The organism is Bifidobacterium choerinum, from assembly GCF_002761235.1.
GTDB lineage: Bacteria > Actinomycetota > Actinomycetes > Actinomycetales > Bifidobacteriaceae > Bifidobacterium > Bifidobacterium choerinum.
Genome location: NZ_CP018044.1, coordinates 1,748,336 through 1,772,025, shown reverse-complemented (window position 1 = coordinate 1,772,025; position 23,690 = coordinate 1,748,336). Strand labels below are relative to the sequence as shown.

Below are 23,690 nucleotides of genomic sequence, written 5' to 3'. Positions count from 1 at the left end.
GTACACTGGCGATGTCGTTTTTCATCTTCACCCAATCCAGCCAAGCGAGGTTCCCGATGGCCGATGCCCGTCCGATCACCGATGTCGTCTTCGATTTCTGCGGCGTGCTCGTCGACTGGCAGTGCCACTGCGCGCTCGACGGGCATGTGGACGCCGCGCTCGTCGAACGCATCTGCGCCGACGACGACCCCTGCGGGTTCTTCCACTACGAGGACCTGATGGATGGCGGCATGCGCCTCGACGACGTGCTGCCGATCGTCGAGAGGGAGCACGGCAAGGACATCGCCGGCATCTACCGCTACTACATCGAGCACTACGGCGACGCGCTGCCGGCGATGGTCCTGGGCATGGAAGGGCTGCTGCGCGACCTGAAGGCCGCGGGCGTGCACGTGTGGGGACTGACGAACTGGGCCGAGGAGACCTTCCATTTCGCCTTCGAACGCTTCCCGCAGCTCGAGGAGCTGCTCGAGGGCACCGTCGTCTCCGGCGTCGAGAGGCTGCACAAGCCCGAGGCGCCGATCTACCGTCTCGCTGAGGAACGGTTCTCGCTCGACCCCGCGACGACGGCGTTCGTCGACGACACGGCGAAGAACGTCGCCGGCGCCGAGGCGCTCGGCTGGCGCGGCGTCCGCTTCACCGACGCGGACGGCGCGCGCGACGCGCTGCGTACGCTCGGCGCGGCCATCTGACGTATCGGACGGCGGTCACTCGGACATACCACTCGGGCATATCATCGGGACGCGGAACAGGAAAGGACGGGCGTCGCATGGCCACATTGCTCCAGCTCAAGTACATCGTCAAGATCGTCGAATGCGGCTCGATGAACGAGGCGTCGCACATGCTGTACATCTCGCAGCCGGCGCTGAGCTCGTCGGTCAAGGAACTCGAGAACGAGCTCGGCATCGAGATCTTCACACGCTCGTCGCAGGGCATCGCGCTGACCGTCGACGGCGCCGAGTTCCTCACCTATGCGCGCCAGGTGCTCGACCAGGTCTCGCTGATGGAGGAACGCTACAAGAACGCGAAGCCGCGCAAGCAGCTGTGCTCGGTCTCGACGCAGCACTACATGTTCGCCGTCGAGGCCTTCGTCGAGATGATCGAGTCGATCCGTTCGGACGAGTACGAGTTCACGATCCGAGAGACGCAGACGCGCGACATCATCAACCAGGTCGCGAACATGCGCTCGGACATCGGCATCCTGTACCTGTCCGACTTCAACAAGCAGGTCATCGGCAAGCTGCTGCGCGAGAAGCACCTCGAGTTTCATCCTCTGTTCCGCGCACCGCTGCATGTGTTCATCGCGCGCACGAACCCGCTCGCGATGAAGAAGAAGGTCACGATGGAGGACCTGAAGCCCTTCCCGTTCATCCAGTACGAGCAGGGCGAGGAGGGCAGCTTCTACTTCGCCGAGGAGGCGGTGTGGCCGGACTACTCCCCCAAGCAGATCAACGTGACCGACCGTGCGACGATCCTCAACTTCATCATCGGCCTCAACGGGTATACGGTGTGCACCGGCATCGACAACGGCGACCTCAACAACGAGAAGATCGTGACGGTGCCGCTCGACACCGACGAGACGATGCTCGTCGGCTGGATCTCGCACGAGCGCGCGAAGCTGACGAAGCCGGCGCAGGTGTACCTCGACAAGCTCAAGGACGTGCTCGCCGAGCACGGCTACGACGTCATCGAGCAGTGAGCGCATCCCCGCGGGCGCGGACTTGATCCCGCGGGACGCCGTCAAGGCGTCATCCGGCCTCCATACGGGCGTATCTGCGATTTTGGGGTGGGACAGGTGCGGTATCTCCCGGCGTGTCATCGACCTGCGGCCCGACACGCCGGAGGTTATACCCGGCCGCCCCACCCCAAAATCGCAGATACGTCCCGTGATTCGGATCAGGCCATCGTCTGCTGCCGATATTCGGATTCCAAAGCGTCCCGCAATGTATGCGAGTAGTTCAGATTCTGCCGAGAAGCCCACGTATCCAGCCATGCGGGGATGGTTACGTTTTTGCGTACGGCGCGGCGGCCGTATTTCTCCGCATAGGCATCCATGTCCAGAAGAATCAGGGCCTTCTGCGCGTTCACATCTTCCGTGTCGACGTCCATCAGCGCCGTGGCCCGCGGAGCCGGTCTTCCGTCCTCCAGTTCGGTGAGGACCCATCCGCATGCGGCATCCTGCACCATCTCCATCGTCTCGCTCAGGCTAGAACCATAGGTGACCAGACCGGGCATGTCAGGAACGGTCGCGACATAGCCGCCTCCGTCTTCCTCATAGGGTTCGAGAATGACCGGGTACGTCAGCTTCATTTCGTGCTCCTTCTCTGTATGCCCGCCTGCTTCCATATCGCCTTCACGACGGCCGGAGGCAAATCGCCTCGGTGATTCGGCACGGTCACCTTGCCCTGCTTGTGAGGGTGGACGTATTGCCGGTGGCTGCCGACCTGTGCTTTGATCTGCCAGCCATCCTGAAGAAGGATGCGCTCCACCTCTCTGAATCTCATATCATAAGTATACGCATTATGCGCATAAGATGCAATACGTCTATGGGGAAGCCCCTCTTCTAGATGCTTGTGATGTTGTGGTCATGTTGGCGCTTGTCTCAGTGGTTTGAGAAGTGATGCTTACTAACCGTAAGTACCTATATATTCATGTGGTATAATGGGCTTATGCAGGACATCGACATCTTCTCCAAGGACTGCCCAACCCGCTTCAACCTGTCGGTCATCAGCGGCAAATGGGGGCTGCTCATCATCCTGGCGCTGGCGGACCATTCGCTGCGCTTCAGCGAACTGGTGCGCACGATCGGCGGCATCAGCGAACGCATGGCGTCGCAGACGCTCAAGTATCTGGAACGCTGCGGCGTCGTACGCCGGCGCGTCGTGCAGCATGCGAAGCCGCCGCAGGTGTACTACGAGCTCACGCCGCTGGGACGGCAGTTCGTCGCTCCCCTCTCCCAGCTCGTCGAGATCGCGAACCGCAACGTGGACGCGTTGATCTATCATCACGACTGATCCGCAGGACGTCAGGGCCTATCCGTCACGGAGTGGTGTGCGCGAATTCTCAATTTCGTCCTTGCAGTGTTGGTTCGACTGGATGTCCATGGCGTCGGCGGGCTCTCGTTGTTCCGTGTACCCTGTATCCGGATCAGTCGTTGGCGGCGTCGGGACGGGGCGGCAGCGGCGGCATGCTGATGAATGTCGCTGTCGGCTGTGTCGGCTCGGCGGTTGGCGCTGACTGTGCCGGCACTGCTGGTTCGGCGACTGCTAACCCGGCTGCTGGCGCCGGCTGCGCGTAGGCGATCGGCGCGGATTGTGCTGTAGGCAGCGACCTGGCGACGAGCGGCTGTTCCCATGCGTATATTGCTTGAAGGTAGGCGACGGTGCGATCTGAGTTCCGTGCGATCACCGCGATGTTCTCGAATCTCTTGATGAAGGCGAGCAGCAGGAACGCGAGGATCGCTCCCAGCGCTATGCCTGCGAACAGATAGGCGGCATTGTCGGTCGCGTTCGTCAGCACGCCGCCGGCGATTGCGGGGACGAGTGAGAGCAGTGCGACGGCCACCTTGTAGAGAACCACATATTCGAATCCGTATGACCGCGTTCGTTTGACGGCGTCGGGACGGCATACTGATCTGCCTGTTCGGGGGCGGGCGTTTCTTCGGTGACCGGATTGGGAGCGGCGTTCGTTCCTGTCGGATCCGGTGGGTTGAAGTAGTCGTTCGTGCAATGGTCCTGCGGATAGAGTCCGAATGGCATGGTCATAGTGTCCCCTTCCTGCCCGCGTGCGTGGTTTCCCGTCTCCGCGCATCTTTTTTCACTGTACATCGAGGCTGTATGGCTTTCAAGTGGATGGATTCGGCGCGGCATTCGTCCGTCACCGCGGATGCTCCGGCATGCTCGTTGGATGACGAACAGAGGCTCCCCGCCAAGCTCACCGACACCGACCTCGGCGAGCCGCCCCCGATCCTCGGCAATTGGTGCGAGCGTATGCGATCCTTGATGTTGACGCGCGCATAGTTCCGGCTGCGTCGTCGCCTTTCAATGTGTGGTTGCACATCCTAGGGGAAGATGCGGCGCCGTACGAGCCGGCTCACATACGCCTGCGAGCGCAGTGGTCTGGTGCTGTGTTGCCCGCGTATGCCTTCTCCTTCTTGCTTTCCGATGCCGGACACCGACGATGGCATCGTCGCTCGTCGGCATGGCGTCCGTGCTGTTCGGGAGTTCGCAGCGTGCCGGTTCTCCGTCCCGGACGATCTTGTGCGCAGACGCAGGCACGCACGGCTATGACCTCGCCGCGCGCATTGATGACGTGTGTCGCGCATTCGTCCGTGCCGGCCTTGTGATGCGGCTACACTACTGAAGCAGCGTCGGGCGGGGACGCCCGATCGATGGAGGATCCAAGGAGGGCATCATGTTCGGAGCGATCATCGGCGACATCGTCGGCTCGAAGTACGAGGGACATCCGATCAAAACGAAGGATTTCCCGCTGTTCTCCGACGGATGCCGCTTCACCGACGACACGGTGATGACCTGCGCCGTGGCCGAGGGCGTCATGAACGGCGGCGGCGCCGACGATTTCATCGACGCGATGAAAAAGTACGGCCGCATGTACCCGCATGCCGGCTACGGCGGCCGCTTCCGCCGCTGGCTCGCCTCGGACAGCCGCGAGCCGATCGGCAGCTTCGGCAACGGCGCGGCGATGCGCGTCTCCCCTTGCGGCTGGATGATGGACTGCGGATTCACGGCGCGCACCGGCTTCATGCCGATCATCGGCCGTCAGCTGGCCGAACGGTCGATCGCCGTGACGCACGACCATCCCGAAGGCGTCAGGGGCGGCATGGCCGTCGCCGACGCGGTCTTCCTCGCCCGCTACTGGTTCGGCGGCTGCCACGGCGAGTTCGAACAAAGCATCACCGACGACCCGGCCGAATGCAGGCAGCGCATCCGCGACTACATCAACTACGAGTACGGCTACAACATGAGCCTGTCGATCGATCGAATCCGCCCCGCGTACCGCTTCGACGTGACCTGTCAGGGTTCGGTGCCCGAGGCGATCTGCTGCTTCCTCGACTCCGACGGCTTCGAGGACGCGATCCGCAACGCCGTCTCCCTGGGCGGCGACAGCGACACGCAGGCCGCGATGGCCGGAAGCATCGCGCAGGCCGCCTACGGCATCCCCGACGACATCGCCGAGCAGGCGCTCTCCTACCTGCCCGGACCACTGCGCGACGTGCTCGAACGCTGGGATGACTTCTACCGCGAGCGCGACGTGCCGCCGTTGTTCTTCGAGCATCGTCCGTTGGCGGCGTAGCATGAGCGACGCCGCACGCTCACGCTTTTTGCCGGCATTCCCTGCCGAGTCCCGCGTCCTTGGCGATTTTCGTCATGCCTTGCGCCTTGGCTACGTCGCCGATTGCTGCCTGAAGCAGCGCGGGATCGCCCAGTTCGATGACAGCGTTGAGATATTCGACGATGTCTTCTTCATCTGCAAGATGTTCCGCGACATCCCATCTGGTGGTTTTCAGTGCCATCTCATGCTCCTGCGTGCTTCGTATATCGATGCGGATGCTACCTCATGCCGTCCTGTTGCGACGGGTTGGGGTTGCCACGTCGCCGATCAGGGCGCAGCGGGGCGCCGTGGTCGTTTAGGCGGTTAGTCCTGCTTGGGCTGCGGCTTCCTGTCGTTGTCAACCCAGAGCAGGTGGGGGCCGCCGTGGCAGGCGCACCCCAGAGCGGCGCCGGCCCGGGCGGTGGCGCTTTTGTTCACGGTGCCGTGTTTCGTGGCCTCTTGCACGTATGCCTGCTGTTCCTTGATTTCCTCGTCGGTGAGTTCCTTCATACGGTTGCGCATGTCGTCTCCTTTGCTTGGCTCCGTGACTGTGCTGTCTCTGTCGTTGTGACTGTCGCCGTGACGTCCGCCATGCTGTGGCGGACGTCTGCTGTCTTGATGCCCAGCGTATGCGCGTGCCGCTGTGCCCTGCACTATTTTGCATACGTCGATGCCGCCCACGTGCCGATGGCGTTCACGTGTCGATGCGTGTGATGTCGCACAGCGCCTTGTTGCGGTACGTCAGGTCGCCGCGCGCGTCGAAGCCGAGGCGTTCCCAGAACGCGTTGCCGGCGTCGTTGCGGGCGAAGACGACGAGTGCAACCTTGACGATGCCTTCGTTCGCGAGCGCGTGCAGCGTCGCGTTGACGAGTCGTGTGCCGATGCCCTGGTGGTGATGTTCGGGGCTGACGGCGGTGTGGTAGATGGTGCCGCGTCGTCCGTCGTGTCCGGCGAGGATGGCACCGTCGATACGCCCCGATTCGTCTTCGTGCACGAAGCTGGTGGTGGGGTTGCGTTCGAGGTATCGGCTGATACCCTGACGTGAGTCGTCGATCGTGTTGAGTCCCATGCCGGTGTTCGATGTCCAGCATGCGACGACGGCGTCGTAGTCGTCGGGTGTCATGATGCGGATCATGTGGGTTCCTTTGTGTAAAGAGGAAGCCCCGAAAAGCCCGTCGTAGGGGTCGGCGGCTGTTTCGGGGCGTTCGATGGATTATCTGGATTATCGGCTTATCGTACGCCTGCCATCAGCGCCTCTTTGCGGGCGCGTGTGAGGGCGACGTAGATGAGGCTTCGATACTGCTTGCACAGTTCGTGTCTTGAGACCACGTCGGTGGTCTCTTCGAGCTTTCCTTTCGGCGGTACGGTGCCGGGGTTGACGTCCGCGACCGCGACGGCGTCGAATTCGAGGCCTTTGACGCGATGCATCGTGGCGATGCGGATGCCGGGTCTGTCGGCGTCTTCCGCGTCCTTGCCGAGGACGTAGGTCGCGTATCCGCGCTGGTCGAGGTACTCGACCCACCTGTCGCATAGGTACTTCGCCGGCGTGACGATGCAGATGCGCCGTTCGTAGTCGGGGTCGTCCTCTCCGTTCTGCTTGATGAGCGTGTCGATCCATTCGGTGACGGCTTCGTACTCCTCCTGCTGGCTGCCGAACTGCTTCGCGATCGGCGCCGGTCCCTGCATGAGCGAATGGCTGTCGTTGGATTCGACCGTTTCTCCGTTGAGGTCGTCGAAACGTTCGGGCTCTCCCTGCCGTGTCTGGTCGAGCACCGCTTTGAATGCCTCGGCGGCCACGTCCGTGCCGCTTGTGTCGAACACGCGTTCAGCGGCGTCGCGAATCTGCTCGGTCGTGCGGTAGTTGATGCGCAGTCTTCGAGATCGTCCCTGTATGGCGATGCCGCATTGGGAAAGTGTGACGGTTTTGCCGTAGATGCGCTGCTGGGCGTCGCCTACGATAAAGAGGTCGTTGGCGCCTTCGGGCACCATCGCACGAAGCATGCGGTATGCGGGAGCGGAGAAATCCTGCCCCTCATCGACGATGATGTGCGCATACGGGGATGTGATTCGGCCTGCGCGCAGGCTATCCTCCACCATACCCATGGCCTGATAGACATCCCATTGCTTGTGCTCGCTCATATACCGGTGATAGGCTTCGGCGACCTTCCATAGCGACGCCTTCTGGGCACGCGACATGCGCGATCCGCGTCCGCGGCGCGAGGAGCGGAAGTATTCACCAAGCGTCGTGATGCCTTTGTCTTTGATCACCTCTTCCCATTCGTCGCGCAGGAAGGCCTCCTCCCCGCTCCACTGGGACTGGCCACTTTCCGCGATGGCGGCCTTCCACGCTTCGCCAATCGCAACGTCATCATAGGTCAGCTGGTAATCGAACCCACGTTGGCGCAAACAACCGGCCACGTATCGGTCAAGGTTGAGCACGTCGATACGGCCGAGCTCCTCCTGCGTGCAGATGAGCTGGAGGTTCGCCTTGATATCCGTCGCCAGATTCCTGCTATATGTGGTGAACAGCACCTTATGCGCACTATGCTGCCGTACGAGTCGTGCGGCCAGATATTTCGCGCGATGCATCGCCACAACCGTCTTGCCGGTTCCGGCACCGCCCGTGAGCCGGTACGACCCCTTGTAGTCCCGTTCCACGTATCGCCGCTGCGACGGATGGAGGAACACGCGCCACTGTTCGAGCGGCGCATCGAGGATGCGACGCAGATCCTCCTCGCCTTCCACGATGACGAAGGTCTCCTGCGAGGCGTAACTCGTGAGCGCCTTGCGGTAATCCTCGCCGGGTGCAAGGTGTCCGGCCTCCCCTGCATCGAACGTTCCGGCCTTCGTAGTCTTGTCCAGCCCCACGAAGTCGCTGTAGCCATTCGAATCCTTCGCGAGATCGAGCACGTCATGAATGCTGCTGCCTTCGGCCACGAGCTGCAGATACGGCACGCAATCGCCCGGCAGCTGCCCGATGCGTTCCTGCAGCTGCCCATAGGTCTTCATCTGCAGGACGAGCTCCTGCCAGATGTACGGCACGCCGAACATGGTCAGATCCTGCATCGTGAGTTCGCGGAACTCCTGCGGCAACGGCTTGGCCGCCTCTTGCTTGTCCCAGGAGACCGTCATCTCATCCGTAGCCGACGAGGCCTCATGCATCTGCGTCGTCCGTTCGGCGGTCTGCGGCGTGTATGCCATGCTCGACGCAGGCGCCTCGACGGTTCCAGCATCCACGACATCGTACAGCTGCACGGCGTTGGTCTTCGGGTTGATATCGATGCGCTTCCTGCTTGCCCACGCATAGGCGTCGTCGTGCGGTCCCACATAAAGCAGCAGATACACATTCGACTTGTCGTCATAGCCAAGGATCACACGGTATCCGCTGTTGACCCTTGCCGAAAACAGCTTGTTGTCCTTGGCATTGTGCAGCGTCTCCTTATGAATCGACCCCGAGTTCGGATCCTTCTCGAACTTGTCGAGGAAGGCGCGCACCTGATTCTGGTTGGTCTTGGACAGTTCGCCCATCGCCTTGAGGAAAGGCTTGGCGATGGCGATTGCCGGCTTGTCGTCTATCATCTGTGCTCCATTTCGTAATCTTAGCCTTGATATGCTCTGATTGTCTTATCGGTCTTCACTTCGCAATGGCGCCGTCTGCCGTTCATCCGCATCGGTGATGACGTTCCAGCCGGCGGCTGCATACGCATCACGGGTGGCCTGCACCTCGTCGTTGTAGCCGTCGGGGATGAACACGAACCTCGCCTTGTCCCATATCAGCGCGGCTTCGCCCAGACTGATGCCGTCCGCATCCGCCGCTTCGCTGGCGACGGCATCGGGGACGATGAGATGCATGCGCGCGAGCTTGTATACCTGTTCCTGACATGCCTCGTCGAGATACTGGAAGTTCTCGCCGTCGAAGACCGGCTGCCAGTCGCCCGAGTCCGGCACCTGCATGGCACGGGCATTGCGTCTGGCTTGCTCGATCAACGGCAGATACATCTGCGCGTCGATGGCGAAATCCGTCACGAACGTAAGATGTCCCGAGTACTGCAGCACGTTGGCGAGATGCCAGAAACTGCTCCACTGTCGTTTGAAATCCTCACGTTCCTGCGGGGAGCATGATTCCCACAGTTCCTGACTCGGCACACGCCCGTCATCCGCGAGCGCGTCATCGAAGCGCAGGAGGATGCGGGCGACGCCTTCGGGGCCATCCTCCTGTGTCGCATAGCAGCATACGGCAAGTCGGCTGTCGTCATGGTCGGGTTCGTACGCCGAGCATCGCACCAGATCGCCGCCGCGCAGTCCGGCGATGTCCTCCACCGTACGTTCGAATTGCGTAATGGCCGTTCCGGTGCATTGGTGCTGCCGATCGAAGAAACCCCAGCTGAAGGCGTTGGCAACGTCCCGCATCTTCTTCTCAGCATCGGGGACGGTCAACTGGAACGCCAGCAGGTCCATCGTCCCATAGCATCCCGGATCGATGCCCGCTACGCCGTTCTGTCGCATGAGTTTGCGACAGCTGGTCTTCCATGGCATCGCATTGATGTCCAGCGTCGGGTCTGCTAATTTGGTCGGCTCCTTCTGGTTGAGGAAGCCCATCACATCGTCATAGGTCAGGGTCCATACACGGTAGCCGGCGCGTCGCAACGCCTCACGTTTGAGCGTGTCCTCGCCGACGATCGGCGCATGGAACTGAAGTCCATCGGTGAACACGGCGATTGCCGCTCTCTCGCCATTGCCTACGCGACGGATGATGAAATCTGGCCTGCAGGGCACCGCCACACCTTGTGCAGGACCCAGATCGACCTGCAGGTCGATCTCCCATTCAAGTCCGTTGACGGTAAGCAGATAGCCTTCACGATGCTGTAGAGAGGATTGCTTCTCCCACTTGCATCGTGCGCCGCGCCCCTCGTAGGATTTAGTCAATGGCGCCGAACAGGTTCTGGACAATGCTTCCAGGAACTGCTGTTCGAGGACGCTGTCGAGCAGATGGTTCACCGAGATGTCGCTCACCGTAGCGACCTGTTCGAAGGTGTGCGCATCGTTGACGATCGGGCCGAGCATCTCGAGCGCAAGGGAACGTGAGATCTCGTCGAACTGCTGTTCCTGACGCCAGCCGAGCAGACAATTGTAACAACCGTCGGTGTTGTTGCTGCGGCAGTAGTCGCATTCGTCGATGGTCACGAACGCGTCGCGGAGCACTTCATCCATCGTGTCGCTGTCGGCGCCGAGCTGCTTGAGGTATCCGGTTCCTCCAGGAACCTCGTCGTATATGACAAGATACGTCTTGCGAATGTTCGTGCCGTCCAATGCCGGTTCGTTGCTCAATACGGCGTTGAGATGGTCGATGTTGCCGAATTTGTTGCGCAGACCGAGCATGATCGCCGCCGAAAACGACGCCGCCGCCGCGTTGTTGCCGCGTACGTCGGCGATGCCGGGGACGAGCAGTCTGAGCATTTCGGTGTTGAACTCACGGTACAGGAACAGGCATTGCTGTCCGTCCGCCTTCTCCAGTCCTCTTCTGTTAGGACATGTGTAGGCATGGCGTTTCGGCGGGATCCTGCCGTTCTTGTCCGCGAGCGCGCCGCATGAACTGCATACGAGGAATCCTTTGCGTACCTCCTCGATGCCGTTGATGGTCATCTTCGCACCCTGATTGTCGGCTTCACCGAAGTTGATCTCCCGCAATGTGCCATGTGGCACGTATTCATAGCCGAAGTCGGTGGCACCGTTCAGCTTCCACGCGTTCTTCGTATCCCGGGGCTTGATGTCGACGAGCACGTCCGTCTGGAACATCGAACGGCTGCGCGTATCGTCGCCTTCGTCGATGAGGCTTTCGCGGTAGGTTTCCTCGGAGATGACGTTGCTGATGCGCAGCATCGGCATGCATTGGCCGTTCTCAGCCCATCGCGGGTCGCCACATACGGGGCAGGTGGCGGTGTTGCCGACTTCGGATTTGGGTTCCGCGTGCGAACAGTTGGGACACAGTCGCCATACGGGGATGTCCTGGTTCATGGCACCGTCGTCGTACAGGACACGGTTAATCTCAAACTTGTGGCCTTGCGCATAGAACGTGTTGCCCGGCGCGAGTTCGGTGATCGCCGTCATCGCCGGCCGTTCGTATGTGCCGGTCTGCACTTTCCTGCTCGTCCGCGTTCCGGCCCTGTCCTTTGCTCCGGGTTTTTGGTCCGGGCTCTCCGCTTCCGCTTTGAGCACGGTGTGCAGCGTGACGCCGCCTTCGGGGAACGCGTAGTTCGGCAGGATTCCCTCGTTGGACATGTAGTTGAAGACGTTGGTCTTCTTGATGGCGCGGATATTCCTATCCACCACCTTGATCTCGATGTCGCATTCGTGGATCTGCGAGTCGGTCGAGGAATCCTGCGGCTTGGCTTTGAGTTCCTTCTTGAGCTCCTCGAGTTCCCTACGCTGTGTTTCGAGGTTCGCGATCATGTTTTTCGCGGCGTCGAACGCCGCGACGATGCGTGCGGCGAGCGTCGGATGTTCAGTCATGCCGGTCGTGCCGCCTTCGAGGAACAGGCGCAGTGACTGTTCCAACGTGGCGTCCATCGTCGTGTCCTCGGTGGAGAACATCGCCTGGAACGCCTGGAGCAGCTCGGCGGTGTGCGTGCTCGTGTAGTCGAGGAACGACAGCGGGAAGCCGTTCGCCTTCGTGGTCATGACTTCAAGGCTGTGCTCGAGTTTCTTCCTGATGATGTCCCTTGGTTCCATGCCCTGCATGAGACATGCATGCACCCAACGGTCCATGGCGAAGGCGGTGAGCTGGCGTTCGAGCACGGCGCTCGCCTGCAGGAACACGTGTGGCGGGCGCACATGGCCGCTTATCATCTCCTGTGCCCTGTTGTAGAAGTACCGGTCATGGGGGCGCCCGTTGGCCACGGCGAGCACGAGCGCGTTGCCATCGCGGCGTCCCGCACGGCCTACACGTTGCAGATACTGCGATTGGCTGGGTGGAATCGACGAAAGAATCACCGTGGACAGGTCTCCGATGTCGATGCCCATTTCGAGTGTCGGCGTGCAGGCGAGTACGTTCACGTCCCCTGCTCCGGATGTGTTCTGTTTGAACTGCGATTCGAGCTTGTTGCGGGTCTCGGCGTCCACGAGACCGGTGTGTTCGGCCGCATGGATGCGCGGCGCCGGCGGCGTCGTGTGATACAGCCTGTGATAGTAGCCCCAATCCTGATTCGCATCGGCGGGAACCAACCGTCCCCGGCAGTAGGGATTCATGCAGTGCAGACCGTTCCATGCCCGCTCGTTGCCCTGCGCGCCGTCATAGGTGCGTCCGCACGAGTCGCAGTGCAACGCGACGACCTCGTCGGTCACATGGCATTGCGATTCATCGATGCCGTACACCTGTTGTTCGCCGAATCTTGTCCGCGTGCATTTCCTGACCGCGATCACGCCATGCTCGACGCAGGCCTGCAGCAGCTGTTCGAGGATGATTCGCGGCTCATTGCCGGCGAGCATGAGCGTATCGGTCAGATACCTGTCCACGATGTGCGCATACCTGCCTTCGGTGAGCGCGTAGAATCCGGTTTTCGACGTGGATCGTCGATTGGTGAGGAAATGCGGTTCGGATTTCACATAGCTTCCCGGCATCCATGGCAGATGCTTGTTCGACAGCAGATAGGGGGTGCCGCCTTCTTCGATGTACCGTTCATACAATGGGTCGATGAACGCGCCGCCGAGACGCAGCGTATTGAGCAGATCCAAGGTCAGATGCAGCCAGTCGTCGTCAGTTTCGAGACGGACATCGTCCCCGAGTTCGGCGCACGCACGGGCCGACGCGTCCTGCGCGATGGCCTCGAGCGTGTGCTCGTCGTAGCCCAGCACGGCGCATCCGGTCTTCTCCAGCGTTCGTCCGATGCGGGAACGGGACCCGAGTTCATGCAGCGTTTCGATGCGCAGACGCTTGCCGATCTGTTCGATCAGGTCGTGACGACGACCGCCGGGCGCGACGCCTTGCGCCGCGCGCCGGTACTCGTCCATCCACGTCATGTTCGCGGGAGCGAAGCGCATGATGAAGGCGACGTCGTCCACATACGTCTTGCGGTACCAGAGCCGCTGATGGTCGAGATAGTCGGCAAGCGAAGTCTTGCCGCCCCATCTCCCTTCAAGGTAGTCGACAGCGTTGTTGCGCAGCGCGAAGCGCCATGTGCGCGAGTTGAACGCGCTCGCGCGGAATGCGGCGTCCTGCACGCTGTCCGAGAAGACGATCGTCTTGTCGTCGTCGTTGTATCGGTCGCCGATGAGTTCGGTGAGCATGACGCTCATCTGCGGTGTGGCGCGGAAGCCCAGCAGCGCCAGATCGGCGTCGCTGCCGCAGAACGGGCAACGGTAGTGCTTGCGTTCGTTGCCGACGCTTTCGAGCCCCATCATCTGCATCGGGATGCGGTCGGTGCCGCATGAGGGACATGTACGCTCCTTGGCGTCGAACTGTTCGGTACGGGTGAAGTGCATACAGTCTGCATCCGGACAGAAATACCCCAGTTCGGCGTTGCCGGCCGGTGATGCGTCCGTCGGGTTCCATGGCCTCATGACCGCGAGCTCATTGTTTCTGAACTGGAAGTAGATGTTGGCGAAGCTCTTCTCCCCCGCTTCGATTCGTTGCGTCTGCTTGTTGACGTTGCCTACCCAGCCGGTGTTGCCGCATATGCGGCAGTTGATGATCGGCAGATACTGTTTGGATCGTGATGCGTCCAATTCGTAGAGGCTGCCGTATCGTACGGTTTCGTCCAGACCGCACACGGATGCGCGCATCTGGCGCAGTTCCTTCGTCCACAGCTGCACCTGCACGTCAAGGAACGGTCGTAGGTTCCCGTCGCCGTGTTCGCCGATGCGCGCATGACTGACCAATGCGACGAGGGCGTCGAGCACCGCAAGCTGCTCCTCGCGCTGCAGATGGCTGAATTCGTGGAATTGGCGCCCCATCTCCGTGAGCAGGTCGTCGTCGAGCATGTGCGGATCGTTGTGCAGAGCGATGGCGAACTGGCGCAGCAGATCGCTTTGTTTGAGCCATGCGGCGAGTTGTATCCGGCTGCGCGGATCGGCTGGATTGGGCATATCATGGCCGAGGAGGTCCCGGCATGCCTGCGTCAGATAGATGTCGGGATTGTCATCATCCAGTTCCAGCTCCCGCAGATGCAGCGCTTGCTCGCCGGAGGGAATCAGATGGATCGGTTCTGTCCCGTCGAAGAACTCCTCGGCGTCGAGACGGTTCTCGGTGACGATGCTTTCCGGCGTGAACGGCGTGTGGAACACGGCGGAGGCGAAGTCGCACAGGTTGTGTGCATCATCGGGCCCCGAGCCCATCGTGGCGGATGTGCCGACGAAGCAGATGTCCTCGCACGGCGTCTGCAACCTGTCGGAAAGCCGGCGGATGAGACAGGCCAGGTCGGTGCCCTGCGCTCCGTCGAAGGTGTGCAGCTCGTCGACGACGAAGTATTTGAGCGTCTCTGAATCGTTGGCGTCCCAGAGTTTGGAGTCCTGCGGACGGATGAGCAGATAGTCGAGCATCTTGTAGTTCGTCAGCAGGATGTCCGGTGGGTTGCGCCGCAACGCGTCATGGTCGGAGATGATCGCATGCTCGGACATGACGGTGCTTGCAGTCTGCTCATCGGCGGCGCTTTTGCCGACGTACATGCCGGCGGTCACGTTGTTGCGCAGTTCGGGACTGTCATGGATCAGTTGTGCGATGCGCTTCGCCTGGTCGGCGGCGAGCGCGTTCATCGGATAGACGAGGATCGCCTTGATGCCGGTGTTGCCGAGTCTGCGCTGCTTGTAGCAGTGATGCAGGATCGGGTACAGGAAGCATTCGGTCTTGCCTGAACCGGTACCGGTGGCCACGAGTGTGGATTCGCCGTTGCCGATGCGCTTGAAGGCCTTCAACTGGTGCACGTACGGGGCGTATGACGGATGCAGGCAGTCGTCGTAGGGGAATTCCTTCCTGTCCCCTACGCGGAACGGCAGTTTGACCGATACGAAGGGATCGAGCGTCAGTCCGTCGTGCGCTTCGGCGAACCGTCGGATGGACCCTTGGAAGGGCTTGTTCGCCATCGGATACGTCGTCTCCAAGTAGTCGACGAGACCTTCGCGGATATGCCGCGCCATCACGATCGGAATCATCGTCCATCCTCCTCTTGTGATTTCTTTACCTGCATTGCTGCGCGTTCGAAACGTTCCTGTGCGAGTGCTTCGCCGTATCTGGCTTCGAAGAACGCCCATGCCCTCCGATAGTCCTCGATGCGGTCGCAACGGTCGTAGGGCGCCACAAAGCTGATGTCGCGTGTGATTGGACCATCAGGCAACGTGTCGTCCTCGACGGTGATCGTCTTGACGAAGCCGGCTTGTTCGTCACGAATCGCTTCGAATTCGTCACGATTGAGCGAGATCTTCGCGTAGGCGCCCTTGTTCGAATATACGACGCGGCCATTGCGGTCGTACCAGGTGCCGTCCTCATAGGATTTGAGCACCGGGAACGTAAGCCGGTAGATGTCGATAAGCTCATCCAACGTCATGCCCAGTGCCATTGCGACAAGCACATCGAGCTCGACGAGTGCCTGACGGCGGCTGTATTCGCTGCGCAATGGTATTGCATAGTCCCACTCCTCGGTGAGCGTCGAAAATGCGGTATCCGGCAGACGGGAATCCTGTTTGGACCATTGCACCGTCGTATAGAAGCTATCCCAACATGAGTGCCAAAGCTCTGCATATGCTTCAGTCAGACAGTTGAGCAACAACCCTCTGCAAGTGATTTCAGCCGTCAACACGCCCTGTGGGATTGGCAGCAGTTGCAACGTACTTGTATTGATATTCATTTTGCCAATTGATCGAACAAGATAATCTATCGGCAGAGCTGCTTGTGTTCCCATCATCAGCGCAAGCGTAGCGTAGCGCCGTGGGTGGACGCCGTAACCTGTTACGGCGTCCACCCACGCTACGCGTGGGTGCACGCCGGCACTCTGCAGCGTTCTTTCGCTGTCAAGCCCGACCATTTCCCTGCATGCGACGCGGTACACCGCGTCGAACGGTGTCCCATCGAACATTTTGGGCATACGCTTCATGTATTCCGCAGTGGAACACGCCTGCGCGTATTTCACGCGAGGCTCATAATCGACGGGAATGTCGGCGAGATCCACGAGATCATAATCACTATTCACCTTGTATTGCCTACGCGCGGACTGCAGCAGCGGATTACCGACACCGATAAACGGGCTCGAATAGATGATTGGCTCATCCCCCGTCGGGAAATGCACGTCATCCTTGATTGTTCCGTCCTTGCGGCTGTTGGTCTCATTCCACATACGCGAATAGGCAATCTCGTTTGCCGGTATATCGCCAAGATGCCGCGGGCACTGTCCGATGCACTCGAGTGCGTGCAGCAGCGATACGGTGTAGACACCGAGCAATGGCGCAGACGATGCCTCAGCGACGCGCATGTTCGCCAATGCGGCGAAGAGCCGCATGACCGTGTCATCGATGGGCACGATGCGATCATGGTACCCCTGCACGTTCCATTCACCGTTCTCCGTCTTCATCGGCCCCACCGCGGCATGGGCCGCATCGGCATAGCATTCGTCAATGGTCTTTGGCAAATACAGCTTCCAGATCGAATCGAATCGGATCTGCGCCATATCCCCGTTATCGTAAATGTTCAGACTGAAGGAGGTATGGTGATCCACGCCATTGAACAACTTCTTCTCGTTGAGGAACTGGAAATGGTAACGAAGCCGCCTCAACATCTGCTCACGCAACGCACCGGCCTTCATGTCGGCATACACCTCATCGGGATGGATGAATGCGCTGACGCCGTCGGAGCGTCTCGTATAATCCCATGCGTTCGGCAGGAAGCAGCGGAACAGATTCGTCCGTTGATTCTGCAACATCGGATAGTTGGCCGCCGCATTGAAGAACGCCAATTGGCCGGCACACGCTTCATATGCCTTGATGAAATGCTCTCGCATCCTGTCTGAAGAGCCAAGAATACCCGATAATACCTTATTCAAGTCGGAAGCGCTCTGCTTATGCACCGCGTACTGCGGATCAGCGTCCGCAAGAGTATCGGACACCTTCCATTCCACATTGACCCATGGCGGATTGCCAATCATGAAGTCGAAGCCGCCGTCGGCGAATACGTCGGCGAATTCCAGTTCCCAATGGAAGAACCGCCGCCGTTCGCTGATCTTCCTGACCAGCTGCAATCGTGGTTGCCGTCTTACGAGATCGTCGAGGTTGACGGCATGGCGCATCATGTATTCGTGAGGATCGTCTGCCGAGATTGGCGTCATTCCCTCGTTGAACAGTGTTCTGTCCCCCATCTCGTTCGCGAGCACTTCGTTGATGTCCGCGTCCGGGTTGACGAGCACATCCGGTTCCGGTTCGAGGAGTGCGCCGTTGAGGATGAGCTGCATGTCCTTGAGGTATTCGTCCCGGGTCGGCAGCAGGTCGGCCTGTTCAATGGGCCAGAACCACAGCGCGCACCAGTAGTCCATCGCGAGTTTGAGTCGGGCGTATTCGCCGGCGTTGGAGGCTCCGATGGAATGGTAGGACTGGTTGAGCAGCGCGTCCTTGGTCGATACCGGCAGTGAACCGTTGTTCTGGTCACCTTGCCAGCCGTAGATCTTTAACGCGTCATGGGTCGTGGAGGACAGTTGCCTGCGCATGTCCACGACGCCGCGCCATAGATGGTCGATGATGGTGGACAGTCGCTGCATCAGGGCGACGTCATCGTCTGAGTATGGCTTCGTGAATGCCTTGTTCCAAGCTTTCATCGCCGTGATCTGTTCCGGTTCCAACGATTTGATGATCTTGTCGGTGTATGCACACATGCCGGAGTCACCGGTGAGGAAATGGTAGACGCGGCTGCCGTGACGCGACTTGGGCGTCAATGCCACACGTTGCGGCTCATGGTCGTACCATTGCATGCCTTTCGTCGACGCGGTGAGTTCCGCCGGCGTGTAGGCCCGTCTGCGGGCGCCGATCAACGAGTTGCCGCAGATGAGCTGGTCGCCGAACCAGGGGATGAACGAGTCGGGGCAGATCGAATTGAGCCACAGGGCCACTTCCGCCAGTTCGACGGCGACCGGGTTCAGGTCGACGCCGTAGACGTTGCGGTCGGCGATGAGCATCTTGACCTTCTGCAGTTCGGACTGCCGTTCGTCGGCGGTGATTGCGGCCTCCGGGCCTTGTTCTTCGATGAGTTCCTTCTCGCGAAGGCGCAGATACCATTCGGCGAGCTGGTTGATCGTCTCGTTAAGGAAGGTCGCCGACCCTACCGCCGGCTCGCAGATTCGCAGCGCGAGGATGTCGGATGCCTTGTGGATGCGTGGTTCGATCACCTTGAGCGCGTATTTGACCAGACATTGCGCCAGTGAATCTGGCGTGTAGAACGAGGCGGAGGTCTCGCGCTCGCGTCCGGTCATTCGGTAGATGAACGTGCCGGGCGCATAGGTGCGCAGTTCTCCCGCATGGGGACCGTCCTCATATCGGACACGTTCCGCCTCCGTGTATTCGCCGAGCTGGCTCTCGTCGACGAAGTGGCCGACGGCGAGCGGATCGAATTTGCTCTCCTTGCCATCGCCCTTGTCACGCCTCACCTCATACAGCGTGGTCGTGGCGATGAATCCACGATAGGACAGCAGCCCTTCGTAGATGGCGCCCATCTGGCTGATGCCGAGTGACGAGTAGGCGATGCGCTGTCTGCGTCGCTTCTTGCCGCTGCCGGTTGAGCTTACGCTCATCATGTCGATGATGCGCAGCATGACGCTGTCGCGCAGTTTGGCCTCCTCGATCATCGCGGTGCGCTTCGGATCGAAGATATGGGCCCTGAGCGGCGGCAGCGTGAACGCCTCGTCCGCGCCGTGAATCGTACGGACGTTATCGGCGCGAGTTCGCGCCGGGTAGCCGTTGTAGATGGTCTCGTCCAGAATGCGCAGTGTGTCGGCTGCATAGGTGGTGTCCTCGAGCTCCTCCAAGCGCCCGCGCACCGATTCGGCCAGATCGCGCAATGATTCCAACGAATATGCGGTGCGGTAGGCCGCCGCCTTCATCGGCGCGTAGCCGAGTTCCGGCTTCGCTTCGATGAACAGCAGGAACAGCAGCCGGTACATGTAGCGCAAGGCTTCCATCGTCAATTCGTCGGCATCGATTTCGGCGACGTCCCGGTGCTTGTTCTCGGTCCAGTCGTGGATCACCTCGTTGCCGAGCAGCTCCACGCATTCACGCAACGCATAGCGCAGATTGTCGGACACCGCGACCGCCTGTGCGTTCGCCTGCTCCTCGAAAGCGTCGAGCACCGACGTCGAGCCCTCCTGTGGGCACAGGTCGTGTTCGCCCAGCAATGCGGCGACCGCCTTGTATGTGGCCGTTTCGTTGCGCGCGTGGATGACGTCGAAATCGAAGAGGAGATACCGTCGGTCCGCCCACTTCGTGCGGTCGATGAGCGCGGCCTGATGCAGTCCGAGCAGCAGCACCCATCGTGACGCATGATCCTCATCGCTCAGCAACGCATGCGCGCACTGTTCACCGGTCATCGTTCCACCGTCCATGACGCTTTCCATGATGCCCGTGTCGCCATCGTCGTCACTGCAGATGAGCACCTGAACGTACGGGCGTCCATTGGAATCTGATGCCTGCGCCCGTACCGTAACTGTGTCCTGATGCGCGAAGTCCAGCGTCGCCGGATCGCGCGCGATGTTGTATCCCAATGTGTCAAGCCATTGATCGAGATAGTCCCGTATGGCATCACGCCGATCCAACGTGGCGGTACTGTTGCAGATCGTCGTGTACTCGGTGCGCAGCGAGCGCAACCCCTTGACGACCATTTCGGAGTCGACCCATTCGCTGAGCGCATTCATGACGCATCCGGGCAGTATCTCCTGCACGAAGAACGGCGTGTAGAAGCCGTTGACGGCATCCAGTCCCACCAGCACGTTCGCGTCGGACGTTGTCTTCCTGTTCTTCCTGCTCATTGCTGCACTCCCGTAAACGCCGCGGCCACACGGATGACCGGCTCGCCCGTGGTCTCGTATGAATCCTGGACCCATTGCCTGTAATCGTCGAAGAATCGTTCGCTCTCGCGCTCGCTACGCGTGCCGAAGCGTTTCCGGCTGTCCCGCCAGCGGATGATGCGTTCAAGCTGCTCATCGATATGCTGTTCGGCATCCTTCACGTATGTTCGTTCATCGGAACGAATCTGTTCGTTCATACGCTGGATGGCGTCCGGAAGGAGCTGCTGTGCACGCAAACACTGTCCGTCGGATATTGATTCGTCGGTGACGGTGTTAACGTACAGCGTCTTGTCGTCGGCGGCATAATACTTCCCTCGGTAACCGGTAACGCGCCACACGTCCTCGATTATCATCGCCTCTACGAACGAGTCGTCATGGTAGCGAATGCCCATCCATTCGTTGATGACCGGGATAGCGCGGTTGTTGGCGATCGACGCGGTGAGCAGGATGATCGTGTCCTGCGCCGTGAGTTCACTATCACGGATGCCGATGATCGGGGCTTCGCCACGACCGTACAACACGGTGGAAGCCTTCATCTCCACCCATTCGCTGATCGGGTTCAACGCCCACAGGTACTGCGTGTTGCTCCATCGCTCGTCGGACAGCTGCGCCATCAGTCCCTCCGATTGCGCCCGTACATAGTCGGCGTCCGTGCTCCAGCTGGCGGTGTGGTCATGAAGCACTTCGCTGTTCGGCGACCGTCTGGCGAGCCACTTGTACAGTTGACTGTCCTTCGAGAAGTCAAGACGGAAGCCCTTCGCCCCGTCCAGGTCCTCCACCCGTGCGATGCCCGCATGGCCGGTGATTTTCGGCGATTGCAGCGCCTGCTCCACGAACTGCAGGTCGTCCATCAGCTGCACGGCACGGTCATTCATCTGGGTGTATGGGCTGGTCGCTTCGTCATCCGTATCGGCATGATGTTCTTCATCGCTTTCAGCCGCGGCGTCGAGTTGGTCGAGTGCGGCGAACGGATCGAAGAAATCATTTTCGTCGGCGTCGACGTCAATCTGCGTTTCCTGCACGTTGCCGTCAAGACGCGCAGCGAACCGCTCATCGCTTTCGCCGTCCTCCATCGCCTGCGCGGTCATCATCATTTCGTCGTTGACGTTATAGACCTTCATCAACGTGGCCGGGTCGCCGATGTTGTCCCGTGCCTGCTTCTCCTTGGCGATGAGCACTTGCAGGATGCGCTCGTCGCCTTTGATCTTCGGGTTCTCCGATCCGATGCGCATGAAGCGGATGTCCGGGGTCTTGTGCTGTCCGTAGCGATCGATGCGTCCATTGCGCTGTTGGAAGACCATCAGCGACCATGGTGTGTCGAAATGAATCAGTCGGTGCGCCAGATGATGCAGGTTGAGACCTTCCGACGCCACATCCGAAGCAACGAGGATGCGTATCGGCTTCTTCGGATCGTTGAAGTCAGTGACCGTCTCCTGTTGCTGCAGGTCGGACATCGAACCGTCCATCGTGACGAGTTCCCGCTCGCTCAGCCCCAGATCCTTGCGCAGATGCTCAGCGAGGAAGTTCTTCGTCTCGATGCGTTCGGTGAAGATAACGATGCGGTCTTCCCTGTTCCGCGTCCAATGGTAGGACGGGCTCTGCAGCAGCTGCAGCAGGCGCTGGTACCGTGCGAAATGTTCGGGTGTGATGCGCTGCACCAGCGAGCGCAGCTCCTCGAGCTGTGCGATGTCATGCGCGATGTTCGCCCGTTTCGTCTCGTCGGTCGTCGTCCGGGCGCGCAAACGCTTGATGCGCTCGTCGATCGTCATGAGGCATGCCGCCGGTGATGAGAACAGGCTCTTCTCGAGCGTCGTGCGGAACAGCATCGACCGTTTCGACGAATCCTTCGTTTCAGCACGCATCGTCATGCTCGTCAGATAGTCGAAGGCCGCTTCCTCCTCATCTGTCGCCTTCACGTCCTCTTCGACGATGTTCGGAGGAGGAAAACTGCCGGAGACGTCATCGCTGACGTCCTTCTTGAATCGTCGGATATACAACTGCCGGATATCATCCGGGTTGTATCGGTCGGGATCGGGCAATGTCGTCGGGTCAAGCATGTTCATCAGCGAGGCGAAGCTGCGGGCGCTGCCGTCATGCGGCGTGGCCGACAGCATGATAAGCGAGTCGGAGCGCTTCGCCAGACGATTCGCGAGACGCGCACGCTGCGCCTTCTGCTTGCCGTTGGCACGGTCCGCCACATTCTGGGCTTCGTCGATGACGATGATGTCCCAATACGAATCGTCGAGCGCCGAACCGTATTCGATGTCGCGCTTGAGCGTATCCACCGAGACGATGACCTTGTCGAAGTAGTTGAACGGGTTTGCGTTCGCTGGAATCTCGGTGCGGATGCGCTGGATGCGCGAGGAATCCAGATTCGTCAGCGGAATCGTGAAATGCTCCCACATCTCACGCTGAAACTGCGCCATCATGCTTTTGGATGTGACGACGAGAATGCGAGTGCCTTTCCCACGCCGGATGAGTTCGGACATCAGGATGCCCGCCTCAAGCGTCTTGCCCAGACCCACGGCGTCCGCGATCAGAATGCGCTGCCGCGGCTGGGACAGCGCCTGTTTGGCGGGTTCGAGCTGATAGGGCAGCTTGTCCATTGCGGCATGTTCGGCCACATGAATCCGCTCATCGGTCGGCACCGTGGAGCGCAGCATACTTTCGATGTACAGATGCGAATCCCGGGCGGACGGTGACGCATCCGGGATGAATCGCGTATTCGCGGGATCGACCGGTTCGATCTCGGGTTCGATATCGGTCAGGAATGTCGCCTGATAGTCACAGACCAATGGGTCGACGCCGACGCACGTCAACGCAAAACGCCTTTTCGCCTCATCATGCAACCCGCGATTCTGCTCTTGGCCTTCGTAGCCGAAGTTGTATTGCTCCACCTTCGTGATGAGCCATTCCTGTCCGCGAATGACGACACGCATCCCTACGGCATACTGCCGCATATCCGCAGCCTGATCCTGATGAACCGACATTGCCCTCCCCTTGCTCGTTGCGCGCGGGCATGCATCTCCAGACAACCATGTTGGAAATCGCATGCGAATCTGCATTCAGCCTACACGGTTCCCCATGGAATATCCAGTCAAAATTCATTTCTGATAAAGCCTGTTCCCCCGATATTTGCCATCAATCTTTCTGGCCTCTCTTCGATGTGCACGATTTCGACACTTATGTATCGCGCAAAGTTTCCCTCGATACGTGGCCAGAGACAATGGGCTCTGATCCATCATCGGCGGAATACCCATTGAATATCGATGTCATAGTATGCTACACTCGACAACGCTCGAACATATGTTCGAGAAAGTAGATGCCTAGCGAAAG

14 protein-coding genes are annotated in these 23,690 nt (G+C 60.1%); 4 read left to right on the top strand and 10 right to left on the bottom strand.

What is annotated here, in order from left to right; all coding sequences use genetic code 11:
- Window positions 1–56 precede the first annotated feature (56 nt).
- Window positions 57–689 carry an HAD family hydrolase gene (locus BcFMB_RS07155; protein WP_099721407.1) on the top strand — a complete coding sequence of 211 codons (633 nt, stop codon included), beginning with the start codon at window positions 57–59 and terminating at the stop codon, window positions 687–689.
- A 77-nt stretch (window positions 690–766) separates the two neighbouring features.
- On the top strand, window positions 767–1,696 hold the full coding sequence (locus BcFMB_RS07150) for a LysR family transcriptional regulator (RefSeq protein ID WP_099721406.1): 930 nt from the start codon (window positions 767–769) through the stop codon (window positions 1,694–1,696).
- A gap of 197 nt (window positions 1,697–1,893) precedes the next feature.
- Here BcFMB_RS07150 and BcFMB_RS07145 read toward each other — a convergent pair whose 3' ends face one another.
- Window positions 1,894–2,307, bottom strand: a complete 414-nt coding sequence (locus BcFMB_RS07145) for a type II toxin-antitoxin system HicB family antitoxin (protein ID WP_099721405.1) — start codon at window positions 2,305–2,307, stop codon at window positions 1,894–1,896.
- Window positions 2,304–2,501, bottom strand: a complete 198-nt coding sequence (locus tag BcFMB_RS07140; RefSeq protein ID WP_099721404.1) for a type II toxin-antitoxin system HicA family toxin — start codon at window positions 2,499–2,501, stop codon at window positions 2,304–2,306. The genes BcFMB_RS07145 and BcFMB_RS07140 overlap by 4 nt, the downstream gene beginning before the upstream one ends.
- Window positions 2,502–2,666: 165 nt before the next feature.
- Here BcFMB_RS07140 and BcFMB_RS07135 point away from each other — a divergent pair, with 165 nt between their 5' ends.
- Entirely contained in the window at window positions 2,667–3,011 is a 345-nt protein-coding gene (locus BcFMB_RS07135; protein ID WP_099721403.1) for a winged helix-turn-helix transcriptional regulator, read from the top strand.
- A gap of 133 nt (window positions 3,012–3,144) precedes the next feature.
- Here the strand turns inward: BcFMB_RS07135 and BcFMB_RS07130 are convergent, their stop codons facing one another.
- On the bottom strand, window positions 3,145–3,576 hold the full coding sequence (locus BcFMB_RS07130) for a hypothetical protein (protein ID WP_099721402.1): 432 nt from the start codon (window positions 3,574–3,576) through the stop codon (window positions 3,145–3,147).
- A gap of 834 nt (window positions 3,577–4,410) precedes the next feature.
- Between BcFMB_RS07130 and BcFMB_RS07120 the strand changes: the two genes are divergently transcribed.
- A complete protein-coding gene (locus BcFMB_RS07120) occupies window positions 4,411–5,310 on the top strand; it encodes an ADP-ribosylglycohydrolase family protein (RefSeq protein ID WP_099721401.1) in 900 nt (299 codons plus the stop codon).
- 19 nt (window positions 5,311–5,329) lie between these two features.
- Here the strand turns inward: BcFMB_RS07120 and BcFMB_RS07115 are convergent, their stop codons facing one another.
- The 7 genes from BcFMB_RS07115 to BcFMB_RS07060 form a co-directional block, all read right to left on the bottom strand.
- Window positions 5,330–5,530: an addiction module antidote protein gene (locus BcFMB_RS07115; RefSeq protein ID WP_099721400.1), complete on the bottom strand. Its 201-nt coding sequence runs from the start codon at window positions 5,528–5,530 to the stop codon at window positions 5,330–5,332.
- Between the two features lie 122 nt (window positions 5,531–5,652).
- Complete coding sequence (locus BcFMB_RS07110; protein ID WP_099721399.1) at window positions 5,653–5,850, bottom strand: hypothetical protein; 198 nt, start codon at window positions 5,848–5,850, stop codon at window positions 5,653–5,655.
- A gap of 172 nt (window positions 5,851–6,022) precedes the next feature.
- Window positions 6,023–6,451 carry a GNAT family N-acetyltransferase gene (locus BcFMB_RS07105; protein ID WP_099721754.1) on the bottom strand — a complete coding sequence of 143 codons (429 nt, stop codon included), beginning with the start codon at window positions 6,449–6,451 and terminating at the stop codon, window positions 6,023–6,025.
- 107 nt (window positions 6,452–6,558) lie between these two features.
- A complete protein-coding gene (locus BcFMB_RS07100) occupies window positions 6,559–8,907 on the bottom strand; it encodes a UvrD-helicase domain-containing protein (RefSeq protein WP_099721398.1) in 2,349 nt (782 codons plus the stop codon).
- Window positions 8,908–8,952: 45 nt separating this feature from the next.
- Entirely contained in the window at window positions 8,953–15,471 is a 6,519-nt protein-coding gene (locus tag BcFMB_RS07095; protein ID WP_198405407.1) for a DEAD/DEAH box helicase, read from the bottom strand.
- On the bottom strand, window positions 15,468–20,315 hold the full coding sequence (locus BcFMB_RS09600) for an Eco57I restriction-modification methylase domain-containing protein (protein ID WP_157775196.1): 4,848 nt from the start codon (window positions 20,313–20,315) through the stop codon (window positions 15,468–15,470). Before BcFMB_RS09600 ends, BcFMB_RS07095 begins: the two co-directional genes overlap by 4 nt.
- Window positions 20,312–23,344, bottom strand: a complete 3,033-nt coding sequence (locus BcFMB_RS07060; RefSeq protein WP_232513779.1) for a DEAD/DEAH box helicase — start codon at window positions 23,342–23,344, stop codon at window positions 20,312–20,314. The genes BcFMB_RS09600 and BcFMB_RS07060 overlap by 4 nt, the downstream gene beginning before the upstream one ends.
- Window positions 23,345–23,690 lie beyond the last annotated feature (346 nt).